Below are 22,037 nucleotides of genomic sequence, written 5' to 3'. Positions count from 1 at the left end.
ATGGAGGGTAATTGTGGCTGAAAAAACAGGATTTAAAATTAAGAATAATCTAGATGTTTTGGTTGCATTTGGTGTAATAGGAATAGTTTTAATGATTATTATTCCATTACCACCAAAGCTTCTTGATGTAATAATTGCTGTTAATATTACACTAGCAGTTATAATTTTACTACTAACCATGTTTACAACAGAAGTTTTGCAATTTTCAGTTTTTCCAACATTATTGCTGATTACAACTCTTTTAAGATTAGCACTTAATATTTCATCTACCAGGCTAGTACTAACAGAAGCTTATGCAGGTGACATAATTGAGGCTTTTGGTGAGTTTGTTGTTGGAGGTAATTATGTTGTTGGAATAATTATTTTCTTAATAATAATAGTTATACAGTTTATAGTTATTACAGCCGGTGCTGGTAGAGTTTCTGAAGTTTCTGCTAGATTTACACTGGATGCTATGCCCGGCAAGCAGATGAGCATTGATGCTGATTTGAATGCTGGGGTTATAAATGAAGAACAAGCAAGAGAGCGAAGAACAAAGCTTCAGGATGAAGCCAGCTTTTTCGGGGCTATGGACGGAGCTTCCAAATTTGTAAAGGGAGATGCAATAGCTGGTATAATTATTACAATAATTAATATTTTTGGTGGAATAGTTATAGGTGTAGTAATGCTTGGTATGCCAATCGCAACAGCTGCAACCACGTATGTGCGCCTTACCGTAGGGGATGGTCTTGTAAGCCAAATTCCAGCACTTTTAATATCAGTTGCTTCTGGTATTCTAGTTACTAGATCCGGTAGTACAACAAATTTAGGAACTCAAGTAACATCACAGCTTTTTGCATTTCCAAAGGTTATTGCCATAACTTCAGTGGTGCTACTTGTTTTAGCTGCAATACCAGGTATGCCTACATTTGTTTTCATAATTCTTGCTGTTGGTACGGCAACCAGTGCATATTTTTTACATAAGGACGAAAAAGACCAAAAGATTATAAAAATAGAAAATGAAGAACAGGAAAATATTGATACTGAAAGTCGCGAACCGGAAAATGTTATGAATTTGATCTCTGTGGAGCCTATGGAAATAGAGATAGGATATGGACTAATACCACTGGCAGACGAAGCTACTGGAGGAGATCTACTTCAAAGAATTGCCTCAGTAAGAAGGCAATGTGCATTAGAAATGGGAATTGTTGTTCAACCTATTAGAATTAAAGATAATTTGCAACTTAAAACAAATGAATACGTAGTTAAGATAAGGGGTACTGTAATAATTAAAGGTAGTTTAATGCCAAGCATGCTACTTTGTATTGACCCAAGTTCTGAAGACGTTAATATACAGGGTATTAATACTATTGAACCAACCTTTGGACTGCCTGCAGTTTGGATAAATAATGATCAAAGAGAAGATGCAGAAATAAAGGGGCTTACTGTAGTAGATCCAACGACTGTAATGGTAACCCACTTAACAGAAACCATTAAAACCCATGCCTTCGAACTTCTAGGTAGGCAGGAAACAAAATTATTAATTGATTCTGTTAAAGAAAAATATAATACTGTAGTTGAAGAATTAATACCAGATCTTATGACTATTGGTGAAGTGCAAAAGGTGCTTCAAAGTTTGTTAAAGGAAAAAGTAGCTATAAAAGATATGGTTACAATCCTAGAGTCCTTAGCTGATAATTCTAGAATAACCAAGGATATAGAAGTACTAACAGAGTATGTACGTTTTTCACTTGGAAGAAGTATTTGTAATGGGCTAATTGATGACAATGGAAGTATAACAATTATAACTCTCGCACCTGAAGTTGAAAATATTGTGGCAAGTAATATTCAAAAATCAATTCAGGGCTCTTTTCCAGCAGTAGATCCTGAGACCACAGGTAAAATACTAAATTCTATTAAGGAAAATATCAATACAATTTATTTTCACAATAATCAACCAGTAATACTAGTATCGCCTAAGATAAGGCCAGCCTTTAGAAGACTTATTGAAATGGTATTTCCAAGTATTTCTGTGCTTTCTCTAAATGAGATACCAAATGAAGTTGAGATCAAAACTGAAGGAGTTGTGACTCTATAATGATTATAAAACGATATGTTGTGAGTAGCATGAACGAAGCCATGACGAGGATAAGATATGAATTAGGCTTAGAAGCTGTAATTATAAGTCAGAGAAAAATAAGAAAACCAGGAATAAAAGGTTTATTTTCAAACAAAATTATTGAAGTCACTGCTGCAGTTGAAAATGAAATAAATCCACAAGATGATAATATCAAAGAAAGCATAGAGGCTCTTACAAAAGTTGTGCAGCAGCAAGACGCAATTAAACCTTACCCTAGGGAATCTCAAAAGCAAGAAAAGGAAGTACATAGCCTGCAGGATTCTCAAAAGCAAAATAAGGTAGTACATAGTGAGAAGGCGTATACGAGCAGTGACAATAATAATTACCCAGTAGATTTAATAACTGAAATGAAAGAAATGAAAATCATGATAAATGAACTCTCCACTCACAATAGGGGTGGCAATAATAGTAATAATGATAATAATAGTAAAAGTAATATAGAAAAATTATTAGAAGACAATGATGTTGATAGTGAAAATATTCATAATATAATGGTGAAAATGAAAAATTACTCCCTGGGAAATAATGAAGTCCAAGCTACTGAAGAGCAAGATAAGGATAGAGATGTTAATGAAATTGATGCCTCAGAATATGAGAAATTGAAAATTGTATTGAATGAAATGATGCCTGTGACTATTCCCAATTTGAAAGGGAGAATAGTTTTAGTGGGTCCAACGGGTGTAGGAAAAACTACTACCATAGCAAAACTTGCAGGAAGGCTCGCTCTAATCGAAAGAAAAAGTGTAGGCTTAATTACAGTAGATACTTATAGAATTGGAGCAGTTGAGCAGCTTAAAACTTACGCAGATATTATGAACATACCTTTTAAAGTAGTATACAATATGAAGGATATGGATGAGGCTATACAATGCATGAGTGAGTGTGAGGTGGTACTTATTGATACCACGGGAAGAAGTAGTAAAAATAAAATGCAAATCTCAGAACTCCGAACCTTTGTGGAAAAGGCAGATACAAAAAACATCAATTTAGTACTAAGTTCTACAACAAAGAATAAAGATATTAAATCTATTATTGAAGGATATCAGATTTTGCATTATAATAGTATAATAGTAACTAAATTAGACGAAACTTCCACTTATGGGTCTATTCTTAATATATTAGAAACTGCTAAGATACCCCTAAGTTTTGTAACAACTGGCCAAAATGTACCTGATGATCTTAAAGAGTTATCTAAGGATCAACTTGTTAGCCTTATATTAGGAGAGGATACCATATGCTAGATCAAGCGCAAAGGCTAAGGCAGATGGCCCTGAAAAGTGTTGATAATGAAGTACAGAGCATACCTAGGATTATAACGGTTACATCTGGTAAAGGTGGAGTTGGAAAAAGTAATATAGTGGTAAATTTATCTATAGCACTTCAAAAGATGGGTAGAAAAGTTATGATTTTTGATGCGGATATAGGAATGGGAAATGATGATATTATAATGGGCTGCTCTTCCAGGTATAGTGTATTTGATGTTATAAGTAATGGAAAAGAGATTGAAGAAGTTGTAATAAATGGACCTTTTGGAGTGAAACTTCTTCCAGGTGGCTCAGCCCTTACAAAAGTTGAAGATTTAACTCAAACTCAAAGAGATAATTTTTTAAATAAGCTTACGGCATTAACAGGGCTAGATTACATAATAATGGATACTGGGGCTGGTGTAAATAAAAGTGTTTTGGGATTTATTGCTTGTTGTGAAGATCTAATAATAGTAACAACACCAGAACCAACTTCACTAACGGATGCCTATAGTCTGCTTAAGGCTGTTAAACATTTTAATATAAAAAATTCTGCAAAGGTAATAGTAAATAGGTCATTAGATAATAATGAAGCTAATATGACCTTTAAAAAATTTAATAATGCTAATATTAAATTTCTTGGGATGGAACTAGAATACTTAGGCAATATTGGTGAAGATAAAAAATTATCCTATGCAGTAAGAGCTCAGAAGCCAGTAATTATAAGTTATCCAAGTTCAGAGGCAGCCCAAGATATTATAAGTATTGCAAGAAAAATTGAGGGCATGAATGATAAAAAGAGTGGGATGGGAATAGAAGGATTATTTAAGAAAATATTTAGTATTTTTTCATAAGGGGTTGGGGTAATGGTCAAAGTCGATTTTGCCATAAATAAAAAATTGGAAATATTAGTTGATGAAAAATATTATAATACAAACATTCAGGATTTAACAGAGGAATATATAGCAATTAGTATACCAATTAATGCAGGCCAGTATGTTCCATTATCAAAGGGAACAATTATGGATATAATTTATTATGAAGAAGAAAATCTTTATAAATTTAAGTCTTCAGTTATAGGACGTAAATTTGAAAATATACCTATCTTACTTATCTCAAAACCCAAGGAAATAATAAAGATTCAGAGAAGAAAATATGTTAGAGTACCACTTTTAAAAGCTACTAAATATAAGAATCTTAAGAATCAACCAAATATTAATCCAAAGACTATAGAAAAGAGTGAATTTTTAAGGGCAGTATTAGTTGATTTAAGTGGTGGTGGAATGAAGGTCAGAGTTTCAGAAGAAATTAAAATGAATGATTTTATTTTGCTGGATTTAGTGGTTAATGAGGAAGATATAATTATAGTGGGACAAGCTAAGAGAATTCAAAAGGATGACGAAGGTAGATTTGTTTGCGGACTTAGCTTTGAATTCGTAGATAGCCCAACAAGAGAAAGAATTATTAAATATACATTTCAACTTATGAGAGAACAGATGAAAAAAATTTAGGGAGGCGGTTATATGTCCATAGCCAGTGTGGTTGATGTGAGAGAGCAAATTGTTAAAAGCAATATACCCTTAGTCAAATATATTGCATCTAGAGTAATAATTGGAAAAACAAAATATGTTCAATATGAAGATTTGATTAGTTATGGCATGCTAGGCCTTATGGATGCACTAGGAAAATTTGATGAAACAAAAGGTATGAAGTTTTCAAGTTATGCGTCTATAAGAATAAAAGGGGCCATGATTGATGAGCTTCGTAAGAACAGTCCCATCTCTAAAGGTGCTATGGACAAGCTTAATAGTTACAATGCAGCTATTGAAAGGTTACAGAAACTTCTCTATAGAGAGCCTACAAACCATGAGATTGCAAAGGAATTAGGTATTACTATTAATGAGGTAGCTGACATTGAGAACAATATAAATTACATATCTGTAGTTTCCATGGAAGATTTAATATTTTCTGAAGAAGATGAAATGCCACTTAGTGGTACCATTAAAGATGATAAGAGTCCAAGCCCCGAAAAAGCATTGGAAGAAAAAGAACAAATTGAATATTTATCACTAGGACTTGAGAATCTCAAGGATAAGGATAAAATGGTTTTAACACTATATTATTATGAAGGTCTTACATTAAAGGAAATAGGAAGTATTTTGAATGTATCTGAATCCAGGGTTTGTCAGCTTCATAGCCGAGCACTTGTAAATCTAAGAAAAGCCCTAGTAAAATTGAAATATGAAATATGAAATATAAAATTTGGAGTGGGTTATATGACTGGGTTATTAATTTTTGTTGGATTAATTCTTATAATTTTAAATGTCTTATCTATAAAAAAGCAGAGCAAGTCCTTTAAGGGAGTGCTGGGAGATGCCTTAGAAGATACTACGGAGTATGACATAAAAATAGGAGAACTCAAAAGAGAGTTTTCTGAAAGTATTTTAGAGCTTCAAAGTGAATTAGTTGAGATTAAAGAAATTATAAATAAAAATAATAGTTTAAATAAAGTGAATGATGCCCTAAAGGGTGGGGAAATTAAAAAAATCACTTCATATTTACAGAAAGCAAACGATATAGAAGATAGCGACAAATTTCATGATGAAAATAAAGAACAATTTATTATAGAGGAAGTATACGACAACAACACCACCACCGATAATAATAAAAACAATAGTGAAAAGGTTGATGAAATAAAAAGATTATTTAGTGAGGGGTCATCAGTAGATGAAATATCAAAAATAATGCATTTAGGTAAGGGGGAGGTACTATTAATAAAGGACTTATACATAAGATAAAAAATTTAATAGACTTTCTAAGTGATAGAAAACTTTTGATTGGAATAGGGATAGGCCTAATTTTATCTTGTATTCTATTAACTGGTACCAAGATTAATTATGAAATGAGTAAAGGCAAGGTTGAAATAAAGGCTAGAGGATATGGTATGCGTTACCCTGATGAAATGCCAATTATTAATAATAAGGAAGTGGGAAAATGATTAGAGGTCTTTACACAGCAGTTACAGGACTCATAACTGGTGAAGCTAAACAAAGCATGGTCAGCAATAATTTAGCAAATGCTAGTACTATTGGATTTAAAAGTGATAGTCTTTCTATTAAAAAATTTGATGATGTTTTGATACAAAACTACGACAAAATGGTAAATGGAGTAAATACTAAAAATGTTATTGGTTCCTTGAGTATGGGAAGTCAAATTGATGATTTAAACACATACTTTTCTGAGGGAGTTCTTCAAACTACGGATAAAGCCACAGATTTTGCAATTGAAGGAAAGGGATTTTTTACAGTGCAAAGGGATAATGGTATTGATAATAAAAATTATTATACCAGAAGTGGTAACTATCATGTTGACGGACAGGGTTATTTAGTAACAGACAGCGGAGATAAGGTGTTATGTAAAAATAAGGGAACAAATGCCATTGAACCTCTTTTTGTAGGTGATGGTAAACTTCAAGTTGATAAAAGTGGAAATATCTCAGTTAATGGTGATAATACACATAAATTTAATACCGTGGACTTTGCAGATTACAAGACACTTAAAAAGGTTGGAGACAATTTGTTTGAAGCAGCAAATCCAATCCAAAATCAGAATATTACTGTTAAACAAAACACACTAGAAAAGTCTAATGTTAATGTTGCAAATGAAATGGTAGAGATGATGACAATTATGAGGAATTTTGAAAGTAATCAAAAGGTACTACAGGCCATGGATGAAACCTTAGGAAAAGCTGTTAATGAAGTTGGTACAGTAAGATAGTTGTAATGAGGGAGGGGTAGCTAGAATGTTAAGACTTATATGGAATAGTAAAAGCTCTATGATGGCGCAGCAAGAAAAATTAGATGCTATATCCAATAATATAGCAAATGTAAATACCAATGGGTATAAAAAAGTTAGTACGAATTTCAAAGATTTACTTTATGAGTCACTTGATAGAAAGGGATATCCAGTATCTGAAGGTATTACTGGTAAAGCAGTACTACAAAATGGTACTGGAGTAAGGGTTGGAGAATGGACAAGAGACAATATGCAAGGCGACCTTGTATCTACAAACCTTTTAACAGATTTAGCTATAGATGGTACAGGCTATTTTGAGGTTACTCAGCCAGATAATAGCAAGGCTTATACAAGAGCTGGTAATTTTCTCACAGATTCAAGTGGCACTATAGTTGACCAAAAGGGAAATAGGTTATCTATAGTTGATAATCAAGGAAAGAATATTAATACAGTAAATGGGAGTTATAAATTTAATAGAAATAATTTCACTATAGATGAAAGTGGCATAGTAACTTTTAAACAAAATAATGTAGAACAGCAGGTGGGAAAAGTTAAAATTGCAAATGTTATAGGTGATAATTCAATGATTTCTGTTGGCGACAGTTTGTACATGCCAAAACCTGGTGTTCAGGTTATAGATAGCACTGATTATTCTATTAAACAGGGATTTTTAGAACAATCCAATGTTGATATTGCCTCAGAAATGACAGATATGATTATAACCCAAAGAGCTTTTCAACTTAGTTCATCTACTCTTAAAACTGCTGATGAAATGTGGCAAATGGCTAATAATTTGCGCAAATAAATAGATTTTCAGGAAAGATATTGAAATTACACTTGCCACGTGGGGATGGCACTACTGATTCTTTTATACGCGTAAAAAGAGTATATATTACGTATAATGCATTTGAATAAGCTTTAGAACTTCTTATTTTATTTTAAATTGTGCTGCGTTAAGAAAAACATATGTTTGAGCAAAGCGAGTTTATGTTTTTTAGCAGCATAATTTAAAATAAAATTAGCAGTTCTTAGCGAAATGAATGCATTAGTAGTAATATATACTCTTTTTTTTATTGTGTTTAAATTAAAATTGAAAAACAGTTTTAATTAGAGAGTACTTCTCATATATTATTATTAAAGTGCGTAATAATATGAACTAGGAGGGGGTCAATTACCCACCACCTAAGAGGTGGGGGCTTGTAACTCTACTACACATGGTACTAACGACTAGCATTAATTCTCCCATCTCAAACGTAGGTTACGATACGGTGATTGACACCACCGTAATATAGCAAGTTTACTCACTATACTCTTTGGGATTCAATATATTCTATACCTTTATTCCAAAGATTTATTGCACCGATTCTATCATCATTAGATTGATAGTTGCAATTTTTACACTTAAAGATATGGTTCTTTTTATCTCTATTAGCTTTCTCTATATGCCCACATTTAGGACAAGTTTGGCTTGTATATGCGGGATTAACTACTATAACTAGTGAGTTGTTAATTTTAGCTTTATATTCAAGTAATTGTCTAAAATGATAGAAGGTCCAAGATACAGAAACATACCTGTTATTAATATTTACTTTTTCGGTAGCAGTTCTAACGTTAGTTAAATCTTCAAGTACAAACAATGTATTTGCTCCGTACTTGTCAACGAGTGCCTTAGTGATAGAGTGATTTATGTCACTCATCCAACGGTTTTCTCTTGAACCAGTAGATTTAATTCTACGTTTTGCAGATTTACTACCACATTCTTGTAGTTGTTTTCTTAAAATTTTGTAATGACCTCTTTTAGCTTTTATGTGTCTACCATTGTAAAATACAGTTTTACCATAACTATCATAAGTAGTTGCTAAAAAGTTTATACCGAGGTCGATACCTACAATTTTATTAACTTCAAAAGGAGTGGTTTGAATGTAATCTTTAGTCATTGGAATATGCAAGAAATATTTATTAAATTTATATATCAATTTAGCAGTACCAAAACTATAAGAACCATCAAAATACTTTTCCATACTTTTAGTTTGGTAAGATATTTTAAGTCTACCTTCAAGGCTGTTAATAGAGAATAAGTCTTTATTTAAAGAATAATCTCTATTCCAAACAAGGTCATATTCTAATTTTTTAAACTGTACTAAATTAAAATCATGTCTATTGGATTTATTGGTTTTGTATTTAGCAATAACAGTTTTCATACAACTTTGAGACATTTGAGATTTTAAACCATATGTTTCTCTTAGATAATAATAAGTATCAGTATTAATTTTACTTTGATTAAGACAGTTATTACCAAAGGCATATTTAGAAATGTAATTTAATGCTTTTTTTATTTGAAACATGGTAGAATTTAAAATTTCTATCTGTTCATTTGTTGGATATATTTGAATTTTAGATGTTATAGTAATATCTATAATATCAACTCCATTCACTAATAAATATAATTATATAATATTAGTGAAACAATAGCAATATATATCAGTAAAATAATTATAATAAGAAAGCGAGGTGTGAAAGTGGCAAGAGAGTGTTGTCTAACGAAAAGTGGCAATTCCTCCCCCACTTATAGAAGTGGAAGTATCCTTGCCACAAAAGGATGAAAATAGGGATAGGGTATGTGTTTGGATGTTTATTTAGTATATTACTTTGGAAATTAGATAGGCAAAGGGTATTGAATTTTGTTAATTTAAAATTAAATAAAAAAATCAAAAACGTTTATATACTACAATTTTTATATTTTTCTGTTGTAATTCTTATATATATTGGGCTTTCTTTTATGTCTAATCATTTTATCGTAAAAAGCAATGAAGTGTACAATGCCATAGCGGCTTTCATTGTAATAGATATAAGTAATACAGAAAGAAAAAATTTAAATCATACTGAAAAAAAATATTTTTATGACACAATTTCCACTATATCCAGAGCGCTTATATGTGGATTTATTGCTCCACTATTTTATATTATGATACTAGGAAATGCGGCTGCTATTATATTTACATTGCTTTATAACTTAAGCCTTAATGAGGATCTGAACATAATAGGTACACTTATAGCTATATTTTGTATAGTTCCATCATTGATAGGAGAATTATTTTTATACGCAATTTATGCTTTCAAGAATAAAAATTTCAAGATAAATTTTAAAGGTGATTACCTTAGCAATCTGTTAAAAACACCTCTTCTAAACGTTGATATTTTAGCTGCCTATATAGAATCGGTTAATTTTTACTTCCATTACAATGGAAACAATATGCATTATCTAAAAAGTTATGGTGAATATAATAATAAGATTGATGATGCTTGCATAAAGGACTATTTAAGCATAAGTTATTTTATATGTTTTATACTTTTTATTGCAATTCTTCTTATGCGACTATTGTAGTTTTAAAGAAAAAACAAAGCATTTCAAAAGGAATGCTTTGCTTTTTTTTCATTATATAGGAAACAGCTTGCGGAAAATAATGTGGATAACTTTTTATAGATGAAATTCAATATTTCTATCAAATGTTTTTAGCCGCAAAAAAAAGTATATATTACGTATAATGCATTGAAGCGAGCTCTAGAACTACAATTTTATTTTTAATTAATATGCGCCCAGAAAAATATATGTTTGAGCGAAAGCGAGTTTATATTTTTTAGCAAATTAATTAAAAATAAAATTAGTAGTTCTTAGCGAAGGTGAATGCACTACGAGTAATATATACTTTTTAAAATTATTTTATTTGATTAATGGCAGCAGCAATAGGTGGTATAACTTGTTTTTTTCTTGATACGATACCAGGTATATATACACCATTATCAGTAAGAGTAATATTAAAAGCTTTGGAAACAACATCTTTATGTTGTCCTGCAGCTATTAATACAGAACCACCATTTAATATGTCGGTTAACATTAGCAAAATAATGTCATAACTACTTTCCTTTGCTTTTTTGTTCATTAGACTTATTATGTCCTCTTTTAATGGGTCAAAGCCATCAATATACATTGTACCAATTTGTGATACTCCCACTTTATAATTATTAAGGGAAAAGGTCTTAAAGTCTTGGTAAAAAATTTCTTGGGCAGTTTTGCCCTCAAGGGAAGTACCAGCTTTAAACATTTCTTTAGCAAAATCTTCTATGTTTAAATTAGCTATTTGAGCTAATCTTTTTAATACAATTTCATCTACTATAGTAGAGGTAGGAGATTTTAAAAGTAAGGTATCTGAAATTATTGCTGCACATAGAAGGCCAGCAGCACTTTTTGAAGGCCTAATTCCATTTTCAAAGAATATGGAGGCTACTATAGTTGAAGTACTTCCTACAGGCTCGTTTCTAAAGTATATAGGAAAGCCGGTTTGAACATCTGCAATTCTATGATGGTCTATTATTTCTAGTACCTCAGCATCCTCAAGCCCGTTTACAGATTGAGTTCTTTCATTATGATCCATAAGGATTACCTTTTTCTTGTTTTGTGATATTAGATGGAATCTAGATACACTACCAATAACTTTATTAGTTTCATCAATTACTGGATAACTCCTGTACCTAGTTTCAAGCATAATATATTTTATGTCCTCAATAAAATCATCTGTATTAAAGCTCAATACATCTTTTTTTGTCATAACATAACTTATAGGGATACTTTGAGTTATTAATCTAGAAGCCGTAAAAGTATCATAAGGGGTCAATATAATTGTACAACCAGTATCTTTTGCAAGTTCTATAACTTTATCTGTTGGAGGATGGTTTCCTGTAATAATTAAAAGGCAAGCTTTAGAACTAATTATTAAGCTCTGTGAATCTTCTCTATCGCCACATATGGCAACATCACCAACCTCAATTACAGTTTTCGTGCTTTCTGGATTCATAGCAGCTACAATAATTTTACCGGTTATTTTAAATTCCTGTTCTGGGCTAAATATGCATTTAGCTGATAGAGTATCTAAAATATTTTCAAGTGTGGTATTACTTTTGGCAAGAATAGAATTGTCCCATATATCTAAATAGCTTGCTGCAAGATTTGAAACTGAAGCCACACCAGCTAGCCTATCATTTTCGTCTATAACAGGTAGAGTTTTAATATTATTTTTTTTCATAATGGACCAGGCCATTTTTAAAGAAATTTCTGGTGAAATAGGGGCTATAATGTCTATATCTAAGTCGGAAATTTGTGTTTTAACGGTAGTTATAAGCTCAGGTTCCGCTACGTTAAAGTATTTAAGGATAAATTGTGTTTCCAGATTTGTAGCACCGAGTCTTATGGCAACTGCAGGAATTTTTCCTGTTTTATTTTTAAACTCTGCATATGCAATAGCAGAGCAAATAGAATCAGTATCTGGATTTTTATGACCAGTAACATAAATAATGTTTTTCACGTATGAACCTCCTTGTTATCTTTCTTATGGTTTAATTAATAATCATTGTCCTTACTATTTTATCTTTAAATTCCCATATTGTAAAGAAAAAACAATCATAACTAAAATAATGTACCATATTTTTTTCATATGTAAGTAGATTAACACATATATTAGAAGATAATGAAAACATAGTAATTCTTAGAGTATAAAATAAGAGTTTTATTTAAGGTAGAGAAGGGGGCATGCATATGATTAACGAACAACTGTCAAAGGATAGGGAGAAAAATAAGCTGAGGAGCTCTGTTTATGACAGCAAAACCACTTTAAGGGGCCTTACCTGCGAAGAGGCTGAAAACAGACTTAAAGAATATGGATATAACAAATTAGAGAGTAAGAAAAAGGTATCTGCCGCTCAAATATTCTTTTCACAATTTAATGATTTTATTACATGGGTATTAATAGCAGCAACCGTTATTTCTGGGCTTATGGGGGAGAAGGCAGATGCAATAACTATTTTTATTATAGTTATAATGAATGGAATACTGGGATTTATTCAAGAATATAAAACTGAGCGTTCACTGGAGGCACTAAGTCAGCTGGCGGCTCCGACTGCTAAAGTGGTTAGAAATGGAAGTATAACAGTAATAAATGCAATATTTTTAGTGCCAGGTGATTTAGTGATTTTAGAAAGTGGAGATAGAGTTCCGGCGGATTGTATTTTGGTCCAGGATAATAACGCAATGTTAGATGAATCACTTCTCACTGGAGAGTCAGCGGGAGTAAATAAAAGTGTGGATTCTAATGATAGTAATATTTATATGGGAACCATACTTCTTACAGGAAAAGCTAAAGCAAAGGTTGTAGAAACGGGAATGACAACAGAAATGGGGAAAATTGCGGATATGCTTCATAGTATTGAAAGTGAGAGGTCTCCACTTAAAGAAAGATTGGCACATCTTGGGAAAATATTAGTTGCACTTTGTATAATAATTTGCGTAGTTGTAACTCTCATGGGCATTTGGCGTGGACAAGATAAGTATGCAATGTTTTTACTAGGGGTAAGTCTCGCAGTAGCTGCAATACCGGAGGGGCTCACAGCTATTGTTACGGTGGCTTTGGCCCTTGGGGTATCTAGAATGCTTAAAAGGAAGGCTCTAGTTAGAAAATTACCAGCAGTGGAAACCCTGGGTTGTACTTCTGTAATATGTACAGACAAAACAGGAACTTTAACTGAAAATAATATGACGGTGAAGGCAATGTATTTTAATGGACATGTTTATGATGTTGATAAAGACAAAATCCCATTAAATCTAATTATGAAAAAAGCCTATACATACTGTAATGACTGTAATTATGATTTCAATGGGAAAACTTTCGAAAAAAGCCTCTTTGGTGATCCTACGGAAACTGCGTTAATCAAAGGATTTTTTAAAGGCTCCGCGGAAGTAAAAGAATTTTTAAGCAGAGCTAAACGTGTTTATGAGATACCATTTAACTCTACAAGAAAAATTATGTCCGTCATTGTGAAAGAAGAGGATAGGGAAGTTTGTTATGTAAAGGGTGCTCCAGAAAGAGTTATAGAAAAATGTAATTATATATACCTCAATGGGAGTATAGAACCCATGCTTCCCATTTATAAAAACTCACTATTAAGGGCTGTAGATTCTATGTCCTATAAGGCTTTAAGATGTATCGCCTGTGCCTATAAGGTATCAGGTATTGTTAAAAATGATAATTTAGAGTCTAATCTGATTTTTATTGGTGTTGCAGGTATAATTGATCCTCCAAGAAAAGAGGTAAAAGAGGCAGTTATTAAGTGTAAGATTGCGGGTATAAAACCTGTAATGATAACAGGAGACCACAAAAATACAGCTTATGCTATTGGGAAAGATTTAGATATTTGCAGCGAGCCTAGTGAGGTTATAACTGGAGATGAATTAGATAGATTAAATGATGTGGAATTAGAAAAAAATATAAACAAATTTAAAATATTTGCTCGGGTAACTCCAAAGCATAAGCTAAGAATTGTAAGAGCATTTAAACATAACAACCAAATTGTTGCTATGACTGGGGATGGTGTAAATGATGCTCCTGCTATAAAAGAAGCAGATATTGGTATAGCCATGGGAATATCCGGAACAGATGTAACTAAAGAAGCGGCTTCTATGATTCTTTTAGATGATAATTTTGCCACTATAGTTGCAGCAGTTGAAGAAGGCCGTGTAATATACAATAATATAAGAAAATTTATAAGGTATTTATTATCTTGCAATTTAGGGGAAGTGCTTACCATGTTTTTGGCTTCCTTATTCTATCTCGAAAATCCGCTACTTCCAATACAAATTCTATTTGTAAATTTAGTTACAGATGGACTTCCTGCTATTGCACTTGGAGTTGATCCTGCTGATGGTGATATTATGCTTGAAAAGCCTAGAGAAAAGAATGAAAGTGTATTTTCAAGAGGACTTACAGAAAAGATTCTAATTCGGGGAGTCCTTATAGGTGTATGTACAATATTGTCATTTATCTGTGGTAAATATTATGGTATGAGTCTTGACACTTGTAGAACCTTGGCCCTTGGAACACTAGTTTTATCTCAACTAATTCATGTATTTGAATGTAGATCAGAAAAGCTTTCACTATTCGAAATTAATCCCTTTACAAATTTGTACTTAATTGGAGCGGTGGGTATATCTGTACTTATGTTACTTAGCATAGTATATATCCCATTATTACAGAGAGTATTTCATACAATACCACTGAATTTAGGTCAATGGTTAATCATTTTATTTTTCTCTGGTATTATATCCTTCATAAATAGTTTGTACTTATATTTAAAGCACAATCATTAATAATTGAGAGGTTTAGAAATTCTCATTTATTATAAAATGTTTTTAGTCGCAAAAAAAAGTATATATTACGTATAATGCATTTGAATAAGCTTTAGAACTTCTTATTTTATTTTTAATTAATCTACGCTCAGAAAAACATATGTTTGAGCGAAAGCGAGTTTATGTTTTTTAGCAGCTTAATTAAAAATAAAATTAGTAGTTCTTAGCGAAATGAATGCAGTAGTCGTATTGCAATACGCGTAATATATACTTTTTTCCTATTTATTTAAAACGTTTATCAGCTCTTACTCTTTGCACTTTTGGAGCAGTGCCTTGCATTGGAACTAAGTCTTTCTTGGTAGTCATATTTCTAATATTCACGATTGAAATTTGCTCTCTTTTTTCTTTTCCTTTTTTGCCTTTCATTCCTTGAATTACAACAGAATGACCTTGTAGCACAGAAATAAACTTGATTTTTTTGAACCAACGTTTTTTATTGTATACGCACTTAGCAATAGATTTACTTCCATCAGCTTTTACTAAGATTGTAACAGTCAATTTATAAAATATTCTAAAGTATTCTAAAAACTCATAGAAACGATTTTTTTCTTCTACTTTTATGGATAGAACCCTACCTTGTGCTTGAGTAAGTCTATCACCATATCTTTTTAAATAGGCCTGCGTGTAGCTATTAGTTAATTTGTCTTTAAACCCCATCAATATTACTCCTTCACAAAAAAATTATAAAAAATAAAAAATGTCAATAACTCATTACAGTATATCTTAAGTTGTAATTTAACTCAAGTATTAAAAAAGTGTATTATAATATTTTTAATAAAAATTAATATTAAAAAAGTAAATATATACTTAAATTAATAAAATATTATTATTTCTTAATGATAATATTTGTTCCTAAATTGGTAATTTAAGAATATTAATATAATAAAGGATTGAAGGGAGGCGGAATATGAATAGGGAATTAACTCCAAAAGACATTATATATGAATTTGATATTGAAGATATGAGTGCAAATGGCCCATTAGATTCACTGCCACAGTATTCTGAGGTAATAGAAAATATTAAAACGGCTTTAAGTATAGATAAAGAGGGCTTTAATATTTATTTAATAGACGATTTTTCAAAAGAGACTCTTAAAGACATTACTAAATATGTAAATGAAATTTTAAAAAGTAAAGGTAGGCCTAAAGATATATGCTATGTATCATATGAAGATGAGAAATCTCCTAAACCCATTTTTGTAAGTAATGGTGGAGGTAATAAGTTAAAAGACACGCTTGAAGATATGCAGAATGAATATTTAGAGTGCACATATCAGTTCTATAACGATTCTACAAATAAAGAGAAGGAAGATATTGAGGACAGTATTCAAAAAAAGAGAAGCGAACTAATTGCTAAACTAATAGATTTAGCAAAAGAAAAAGGCTTTGATATAAAATCCACTAATAATGGATTTACATTCATTCCTTTAAGCAGTGGAAAAGAAATGACTGAAAGTGAATATGACATCTTAGATAAAGAGAAAAAAGATAGCATTTTAGAGACAGTAATCATTTTAAAAGATAAAGCTAAGGAAATATTAGATGAATTAAAAGAAATTGAAGTAAGGGACCTAGATAAAATAAAAAAAATTATGGAAGTTTACTATAAGAATGAAATGACGGATTTAAAACAAGAATATAAAATTTTGTTTAATGAAGACGTGGATGTTCAAAAATATTTTGATATAGTATGCAATGATATTGAAAAAAAACTTATAGAGAATTATTCGATAAGCTATGAGGATGATGAGGAAAAAATAAACGAAATTATCTATAAATATGTTGTAAACGTAATGGTGGATAATAGTAAAAATGCAGTTCCACCTGTTATATTTGAACAAGATCCTAATTTAACAAATTTAATTGGAAATATAGAATATGAGAATCACAACGGTGTTTATTCTACAAATATAGATTTTATAAAAAGTGGTAGCATGTTAAAAGCAAACGAAGGGTGTTTGATAATTAGAACAAACAATTTGCTAAGTAATCCTTCTGCTTATTATCATTTAAAAAAATCACTATTAAAAGAAGAAGTAGATGTGACATGTAACAAAAGCTATTATGATCTGGTTTCCTTAAGTTCCTTAAAGCCTGAACCTATACCTATTAAAGAAAAGGTAATCCTTATTGGGGATTACGAGACTTATGACTTACTTTATAACTATGATGAAGATTTTAGAAAGATTTTCACTATAAAGGCAGAAGTGAGTCCCGTGCAAAATATAGACACTAATTTAAAAGTCTCATTGGTATCTGAGATAAATAAAATCTGTAGTGAAAATAATTATAAGTTCCTTACAAAAGGAGCTGTAAGAGAAGTAGCAAAAGTTTTATCAAGAAAAGCCCAGAGCAGGAACAAAGTATACTATGACAAATATGAAATAAGCAAGCTAATTACATTATCAGATAATAAGGTCAAAGCGGAAAATAAGGCCGAGATTAGTGAAGGCGATATAGTTAACATTGCTTATAAAAAAGATATTATGGAAGTGGAAATTTTAAAAAATTATACAGAAAAGAAAATGCTTATTGATGTGCAAAACAGTAAAATTGGTCAAATCAATGGATTATCAGTAATTGATACGGGCTATTTTAGTTTTGGCAAGCCAATTAAGATCACCTGTTGCTGTTATAAAGGCGAAGGAAATATTGTAGATGTTCAAAAGGATAGTAATTTAAGCGGAAATATTCATAGTAAATCTATTAATATTTTAAAGGGATATATAAGTGGTATTAATGGTGGATTTACTAAACTTCCAGTGGATTTTCATTTGAGCTTTGAACAAATATACGGCAAAATAGATGGGGATAGTGCTTCAGTGGCAGAAATAATATGTATGCTTTCAGCTTTAAGTAAAATACCTATAAAACAAAATATTGCCGTCACAGGCTCAGTAAACCAATTTGGTGATGTTCAACCTATAGGAGGAGTAAACGATAAAATAGAGGGCTTTTTTGGAGTATGCAAGGCTATAGATACAACAGTGGATAAAGGTGTACTTATACCATTGTCTAATGCGGATGACCTGGTATTAAGTGAAGAAGTTGAACGAGAAATTAAAAATGGGAATTTCCACATATATACTATGACATCTATAGAAGATGCTATGACTGTACTGATGGGTAATTCAGATACAGATACCCAAGGCATAATGACGGCCATTAGCAAAGAATTAAGAAAATATAGCATTAAAAAATAATTTAATAATTGCTAATAAAAAAACAGGACTTATTCACTTTTAAAAGTAATAGTCCTGCTCTTTTTTGTCTTATACGTTAAATCTGAAATTAACTACATCGCCATCTTGCATAATATATTCTTTTCCTTCAAGTCTATAAAGACCTTTTTCCTTAGCGGCTGCCTCACTTCCACATTCAATTAATTTGTCATAGGAAACTATTTCTGCTCTTATAAAGCCCCTTTCAATATCTGAATGGATTTTACCTGCAGCAGCGGGAGCTTTAGTGCCAATATGTATAGTCCAAGCTCTTATTTCTTGAACACCTGCAGTTAGAAAGCTCATTAAACCCAGTAGCTTATAACTTGCGTGAATAAGTTTATCAAGACCTGATTCCTCAAGACCATATTCATTTAAGAGTTCTATTTTTTCATCATCCTCTAGAGTGGAAAGTTCTTCTTCTAATCTTGCGCAAACTGTAATTACTTCTGAATTCTCATTTGCAGCAAATTCTTTAACTTTTTTAACCATATCATTTTCTGAATTACCAGAAACTAAATCCTCTTCGCTAATGTTTGCAGCATATAATACTGGTTTTGAGGTGATTAGGAAAAGACTGCTTACAAAAACAGATTCCTCTTCGTTAAATTCAAGGGTCCTTGCTGGAGAGTTTGCTTCAAGCTGCACCTTTATTCTTTCCATAATTTCGTATTCAGTTTTTGCTGTTTTATCACCAGAACGAACAAGTTTCACTGATTTTTCCATTCGCCTCTCTAAGACGTCAAGATCAGAAAAAATAAGCTCTAAATTAATAGTATCTATATCGCGTAGTGGATCAACATTGCCATCTACGTGAATAATATTGTCATCAGTAAAGCATCTTACTACATGAACTATAGATTCTACTTCTCTGATGTGAGATAGAAACTTGTTACCTAGACCTTCTCCTTTGCTTGCTCCTTTTACAAGGCCAGCTATATCATAAAATTCAATTGCAGTATGAACTACCTTCTTACTATTATAAAGTGCTTGAAGTACATCTAATCTTTTATCACGAACACTAACGACACCTACATTTGGCTCTATAGTACAAAATGGGTAGTTAGCAGATTCTGCTCCTGCCTTTGTTATTGCATTAAACAATGTGCTTTTTCCTACATTTGGTAAACCTACAATTCCTAGCTTCATATATATGTACATTCCTTTCTTACTTTTAAATTATTAACACTTTATAAATTATACTCTAGATTCTAATGCATTTCAAGAAAGTAAATTTGTAGAATGCTTTTTAGGTGGAGTGCAATAAGTATAATAATGTATTCAGAGTAAGTATATTATAAAAAAGGGATGCGAAAAAATATTTATTTTTATAAAATGATAATAGTTGTATAAAACAAGAAGGAATTTTCGTTTTTCTATAGAATAATACCTTAAAGTGGTTTAGAATGGGTTAAAGTGGTTTAAAGTGGAGTAAGTTTATAAATTGGGGGAATAAAATGTTTATTGGTGAATATCAACATGCCATTGATAATAAAAACAGAATAATTATTCCTACCAAATTTAGAGATGGACTTTCTAGTGAATTTATAATGACTAAAGGCCTAGATGGATGTTTGTATATATATACCATCAGCGAATGGACAATAATGGAGGAAAAGCTAAAGAAACTTCCACTAACCAGTAAGGATGCCAGAGCTTTTGTACGCTTTTTCTTCTCAGGCGCCAATGAAGTAACAATAGATAAGCAAGGAAGAACTTTAATACCACAAAATTTATGTGAATATGCTGGACTTCAAAAGGAAATAGTAAGTATAGGAGTATCAACTAGAATAGAAATATGGGCTAAGGACAAATGGGATGAATATAATGATTCGGATATAAACTTTGATGAAATAGCAGAAAAAATGATGGAACTCGGAATATAGGATGAAATAAACATATAGGATGAAATAAATATATAGGATGAAATAGTCAAAGAGGAGATTAATTATGGAATTTAAGCATTTACCAGTTTTACTCGAGGAGTGCCTTGATGCACTAGATATTAAAGAGGATGGAATTTATGTTGATTGTACACTTGGAGGAGCAGGGCACTCTTTAGAAATTTTAAAAAGACTATCCCCAAAGGGAAGACTAATTGGAATTGATCAAGACGAAGATGCATTAAAAGCGGCGAGAGAAAAAATTAAAGAGTATAACAATGTTACATATGTACACGATAATTTTCATAATATCGATGCCATACTAGAAAAGCTAGAAATAGATAAAGTAGATGGTATTCTTATGGATTTAGGAGTGTCTTCTTACCAATTAGATACTACAGAACGTGGATTTAGTTATATGAGAGATGCGAAACTTGATATGAGAATGGACAGAACTCAAAGTTTATCAGCCTTTGAGGTAGTGAATAGTTACAGTGAGCAGGAGCTAGGCGATATTTTAAGAAATTATGGAGAAGAAAAGTTTTCAAAAAGAATAGCTAATTTTATAGTAGATAGAAGAGCTGAAAAATCCATTGATACTACGCTTCAATTAGTGAATGTTATAGATGCAGCTATTCCAGCCAAATATAAGAGAGATGGGGGTCATCCCGCTAAAAGAACATTCCAAGGTATAAGAATTGAGGTTAATGGTGAACTGCGAATATTAAACAGTGCTATAGAAAATGGAATACATAGACTTAAAAGCGGTGGAAGAATGGCAGTTATTACTTTCCATTCACTTGAAGACAGAATTGTTAAAAATGCATTTAAAGAATTACAAGATCCCTGTAAATGTCCCAAAGAGTTACCTATGTGTGTATGTGGGAAAACACCAATTGTAAAACTTATAAGTAGAAAACCTATAAGGGCTACAGAAGAGGAATTAGAAATCAATGTAAGAAGCAGAAGTGCAAAACTAAGAGTAGCTGAAAAAATTTAGTTCTAAATTGTGGATGGGGTGAATAAAGTGATAGTAGCAAAAAACAAGTTTGAATTGGATGGTAATACGGTATTAGCACCAGATGAACAGGTTAGAAAGCGAAAATACGAGGAGTTAGAGAAATCACGACAACAAACTCAGCAGAGTAAGAAAAGAAAGGATATAAGAAACAAAAAAAGTATTATTAAAAATATCCTTTTAGGTTTTGTTATCGGAATTACTATTATTGCTAGATATTGTATGATTTATAATTACCAAGACACAACTTCAAAAGCTAAAGCTCAAATAGAAACATTGAATAAAGAAAATGATGCTTATAAGTTAGAGTTAATTAAGTTTAGAAATATAAGCCACATTGAACAGACGGCTACTACTAAACTTCACATGGTTAAACCTAGTATTAGCGATGTACAATACTGTAATTTGAGAAAAAATAATTTAGCAACTGTGGAAGAATCAGAAGTTAAAATAAGCAGTGATATAATAAGTAAAATAAAAAACATTATCTTTTAGAATATTATATTTTAGGTGACAAGCACTAAT

Annotated in this window: 19 protein-coding genes; 15 read left to right on the top strand and 4 right to left on the bottom strand. The window is 31.4% G+C overall.

Annotated elements, in window-relative coordinates; genetic code table 11:
• Positions 1-10 precede the first annotated feature (10 nt).
• The 9 genes from flhA to KPL51_RS13580 are packed head-to-tail and all read left to right on the top strand — an operon-like array spanning position 11 to position 7,963.
• Positions 11-2,077 (top strand): flagellar biosynthesis protein FlhA, encoded by a 2,067-nt coding sequence (flhA, locus tag KPL51_RS13620; RefSeq protein ID WP_376770089.1) that lies wholly within the window; start codon positions 11-13, stop codon positions 2,075-2,077.
• The gene (flhF, locus tag KPL51_RS13615) at positions 2,077-3,360 is read left to right on the top strand and encodes a flagellar biosynthesis GTPase FlhF (protein WP_216162497.1); all 1,284 of its coding nucleotides are present in this window, start codon (positions 2,077-2,079) and stop codon (positions 3,358-3,360) included. Before flhA ends, flhF begins: the two co-directional genes overlap by 1 nt.
• Complete coding sequence (locus KPL51_RS13610; protein ID WP_216162492.1) at positions 3,354-4,217, top strand: MinD/ParA family protein; 864 nt, start codon at positions 3,354-3,356, stop codon at positions 4,215-4,217. The genes flhF and KPL51_RS13610 overlap by 7 nt, the downstream gene beginning before the upstream one ends.
• 12 nt (positions 4,218-4,229) lie before the next feature.
• Positions 4,230-4,874, top strand: coding sequence for a flagellar brake protein (locus KPL51_RS13605; RefSeq protein WP_216162489.1), 645 nt, complete (start codon positions 4,230-4,232; stop codon positions 4,872-4,874).
• Between the two features lie 12 nt (positions 4,875-4,886).
• Entirely contained in the window at positions 4,887-5,615 is a 729-nt protein-coding gene (locus KPL51_RS13600; protein WP_216162486.1) for a FliA/WhiG family RNA polymerase sigma factor, read from the top strand.
• A 24-nt stretch (positions 5,616-5,639) separates the two neighbouring features.
• A complete protein-coding gene (locus KPL51_RS13595) occupies positions 5,640-6,161 on the top strand; it encodes a DUF6115 domain-containing protein (protein WP_216162483.1) in 522 nt (173 codons plus the stop codon).
• Between the two features lie 35 nt (positions 6,162-6,196).
• Entirely contained in the window at positions 6,197-6,361 is a 165-nt protein-coding gene (locus KPL51_RS13590) for a hypothetical protein (protein WP_216162693.1), read from the top strand.
• The gene (locus KPL51_RS13585; protein WP_216162480.1) at positions 6,358-7,140 is read left to right on the top strand and encodes a flagellar hook-basal body complex protein; all 783 of its coding nucleotides are present in this window, start codon (positions 6,358-6,360) and stop codon (positions 7,138-7,140) included. The genes KPL51_RS13590 and KPL51_RS13585 overlap by 4 nt, the downstream gene beginning before the upstream one ends.
• Before the next feature lie 25 nt (positions 7,141-7,165).
• A complete protein-coding gene (locus tag KPL51_RS13580) occupies positions 7,166-7,963 on the top strand; it encodes a flagellar hook-basal body complex protein (RefSeq protein WP_216162477.1) in 798 nt (265 codons plus the stop codon).
• Positions 7,964-8,462: 499 nt separating this feature from the next.
• Here the strand turns inward: KPL51_RS13580 and KPL51_RS13575 are convergent, their stop codons facing one another.
• Positions 8,463-9,593: an RNA-guided endonuclease InsQ/TnpB family protein gene (locus KPL51_RS13575; protein ID WP_216162474.1), complete on the bottom strand. Its 1,131-nt coding sequence runs from the start codon at positions 9,591-9,593 to the stop codon at positions 8,463-8,465.
• Positions 9,594-9,937: 344 nt separating this feature from the next.
• On the opposite strand from KPL51_RS13575, the gene KPL51_RS13570 reads away from it, so the two are divergent.
• Positions 9,938-10,543, top strand: coding sequence for a hypothetical protein (locus KPL51_RS13570; RefSeq protein ID WP_216162471.1), 606 nt, complete (start codon positions 9,938-9,940; stop codon positions 10,541-10,543).
• Between the two features lie 331 nt (positions 10,544-10,874).
• On the opposite strand, the gene KPL51_RS13565 is transcribed toward KPL51_RS13570, so the two are convergent.
• Positions 10,875-12,518, bottom strand: a complete 1,644-nt coding sequence (locus tag KPL51_RS13565) for a putative manganese-dependent inorganic diphosphatase (RefSeq protein WP_216162468.1) — start codon at positions 12,516-12,518, stop codon at positions 10,875-10,877.
• Between the two features lie 230 nt (positions 12,519-12,748).
• Here KPL51_RS13565 and KPL51_RS13560 point away from each other — a divergent pair, with 230 nt between their 5' ends.
• A complete protein-coding gene (locus KPL51_RS13560; RefSeq protein WP_224854256.1) occupies positions 12,749-15,352 on the top strand; it encodes a cation-translocating P-type ATPase in 2,604 nt (867 codons plus the stop codon).
• 261 nt (positions 15,353-15,613) lie between these two features.
• Here the strand turns inward: KPL51_RS13560 and KPL51_RS13555 are convergent, their stop codons facing one another.
• Positions 15,614-16,048, bottom strand: a complete 435-nt coding sequence (locus tag KPL51_RS13555; RefSeq protein WP_216162462.1) for a hypothetical protein — start codon at positions 16,046-16,048, stop codon at positions 15,614-15,616.
• A gap of 250 nt (positions 16,049-16,298) precedes the next feature.
• Between KPL51_RS13555 and KPL51_RS13550 the strand changes: the two genes are divergently transcribed.
• The gene (locus KPL51_RS13550; RefSeq protein ID WP_216162459.1) at positions 16,299-18,593 is read left to right on the top strand and encodes an AAA family ATPase; all 2,295 of its coding nucleotides are present in this window, start codon (positions 16,299-16,301) and stop codon (positions 18,591-18,593) included.
• Between the two features lie 69 nt (positions 18,594-18,662).
• Here the strand turns inward: KPL51_RS13550 and ychF are convergent, their stop codons facing one another.
• Complete coding sequence (gene ychF, locus KPL51_RS13545; protein ID WP_216162455.1) at positions 18,663-19,760, bottom strand: redox-regulated ATPase YchF; 1,098 nt, start codon at positions 19,758-19,760, stop codon at positions 18,663-18,665.
• Between the two features lie 308 nt (positions 19,761-20,068).
• Between ychF and mraZ the strand changes: the two genes are divergently transcribed.
• The 3 genes from mraZ (at position 20,069) to KPL51_RS24310 (ending at position 22,007) form a co-directional block, all read left to right on the top strand.
• The gene (gene mraZ, locus KPL51_RS13540) at positions 20,069-20,497 is read left to right on the top strand and encodes a division/cell wall cluster transcriptional repressor MraZ (protein ID WP_216162452.1); all 429 of its coding nucleotides are present in this window, start codon (positions 20,069-20,071) and stop codon (positions 20,495-20,497) included.
• 64 nt (positions 20,498-20,561) lie between these two features.
• A complete protein-coding gene (gene rsmH, locus KPL51_RS13535; RefSeq protein ID WP_216162449.1) occupies positions 20,562-21,494 on the top strand; it encodes a 16S rRNA (cytosine(1402)-N(4))-methyltransferase RsmH in 933 nt (310 codons plus the stop codon).
• A gap of 27 nt (positions 21,495-21,521) precedes the next feature.
• Positions 21,522-22,007 carry a CCDC174 family protein gene (locus tag KPL51_RS24310; RefSeq protein WP_216162446.1) on the top strand — a complete coding sequence of 162 codons (486 nt, stop codon included), beginning with the start codon at positions 21,522-21,524 and terminating at the stop codon, positions 22,005-22,007.
• Positions 22,008-22,037 lie beyond the last annotated feature (30 nt).

Source organism: Clostridium bowmanii (genome assembly GCF_018861315.1).
GTDB lineage: Bacteria > Bacillota > Clostridia > Clostridiales > Clostridiaceae > Clostridium_AD > Clostridium_AD bowmanii.
The sequence above is the reverse complement of the archived record's forward strand: the minus strand, read 5'-3'. Positions and strand labels throughout refer to the sequence as shown.

Coding starts and splice junctions, on each gene's coding strand:
- KPL51_RS13610 (WP_216162492.1), top strand. CDS start 3,354: ATGCTAGATCAAGCGCAAAGGCTAAGGCAGATGGCCCTGAAAAGTGTT.
- flhF (WP_216162497.1), top strand. CDS start 2,077: ATGATTATAAAACGATATGTTGTGAGTAGCATGAACGAAGCCATGACG.
- KPL51_RS13600 (WP_216162486.1), top strand. CDS start 4,887: ATGTCCATAGCCAGTGTGGTTGATGTGAGAGAGCAAATTGTTAAAAGC.
- KPL51_RS13580 (WP_216162477.1), top strand. CDS start 7,166: ATGTTAAGACTTATATGGAATAGTAAAAGCTCTATGATGGCGCAGCAA.
- mraZ (WP_216162452.1), top strand. CDS start 20,069: ATGTTTATTGGTGAATATCAACATGCCATTGATAATAAAAACAGAATA.
- KPL51_RS13570 (WP_216162471.1), top strand. CDS start 9,938: ATGTCTAATCATTTTATCGTAAAAAGCAATGAAGTGTACAATGCCATA.
- KPL51_RS13595 (WP_216162483.1), top strand. CDS start 5,640: ATGACTGGGTTATTAATTTTTGTTGGATTAATTCTTATAATTTTAAAT.
- rsmH (WP_216162449.1), top strand. CDS start 20,562: ATGGAATTTAAGCATTTACCAGTTTTACTCGAGGAGTGCCTTGATGCA.
- KPL51_RS13550 (WP_216162459.1), top strand. CDS start 16,299: ATGAATAGGGAATTAACTCCAAAAGACATTATATATGAATTTGATATT.
- KPL51_RS13555 (WP_216162462.1), bottom strand. CDS start 16,048: ATGGGGTTTAAAGACAAATTAACTAATAGCTACACGCAGGCCTATTTA.
- KPL51_RS13605 (WP_216162489.1), top strand. CDS start 4,230: ATGGTCAAAGTCGATTTTGCCATAAATAAAAAATTGGAAATATTAGTT.
- ychF (WP_216162455.1), bottom strand. CDS start 19,760: ATGAAGCTAGGAATTGTAGGTTTACCAAATGTAGGAAAAAGCACATTG.
- KPL51_RS13585 (WP_216162480.1), top strand. CDS start 6,358: ATGATTAGAGGTCTTTACACAGCAGTTACAGGACTCATAACTGGTGAA.
- KPL51_RS13560 (WP_224854256.1), top strand. CDS start 12,749: ATGATTAACGAACAACTGTCAAAGGATAGGGAGAAAAATAAGCTGAGG.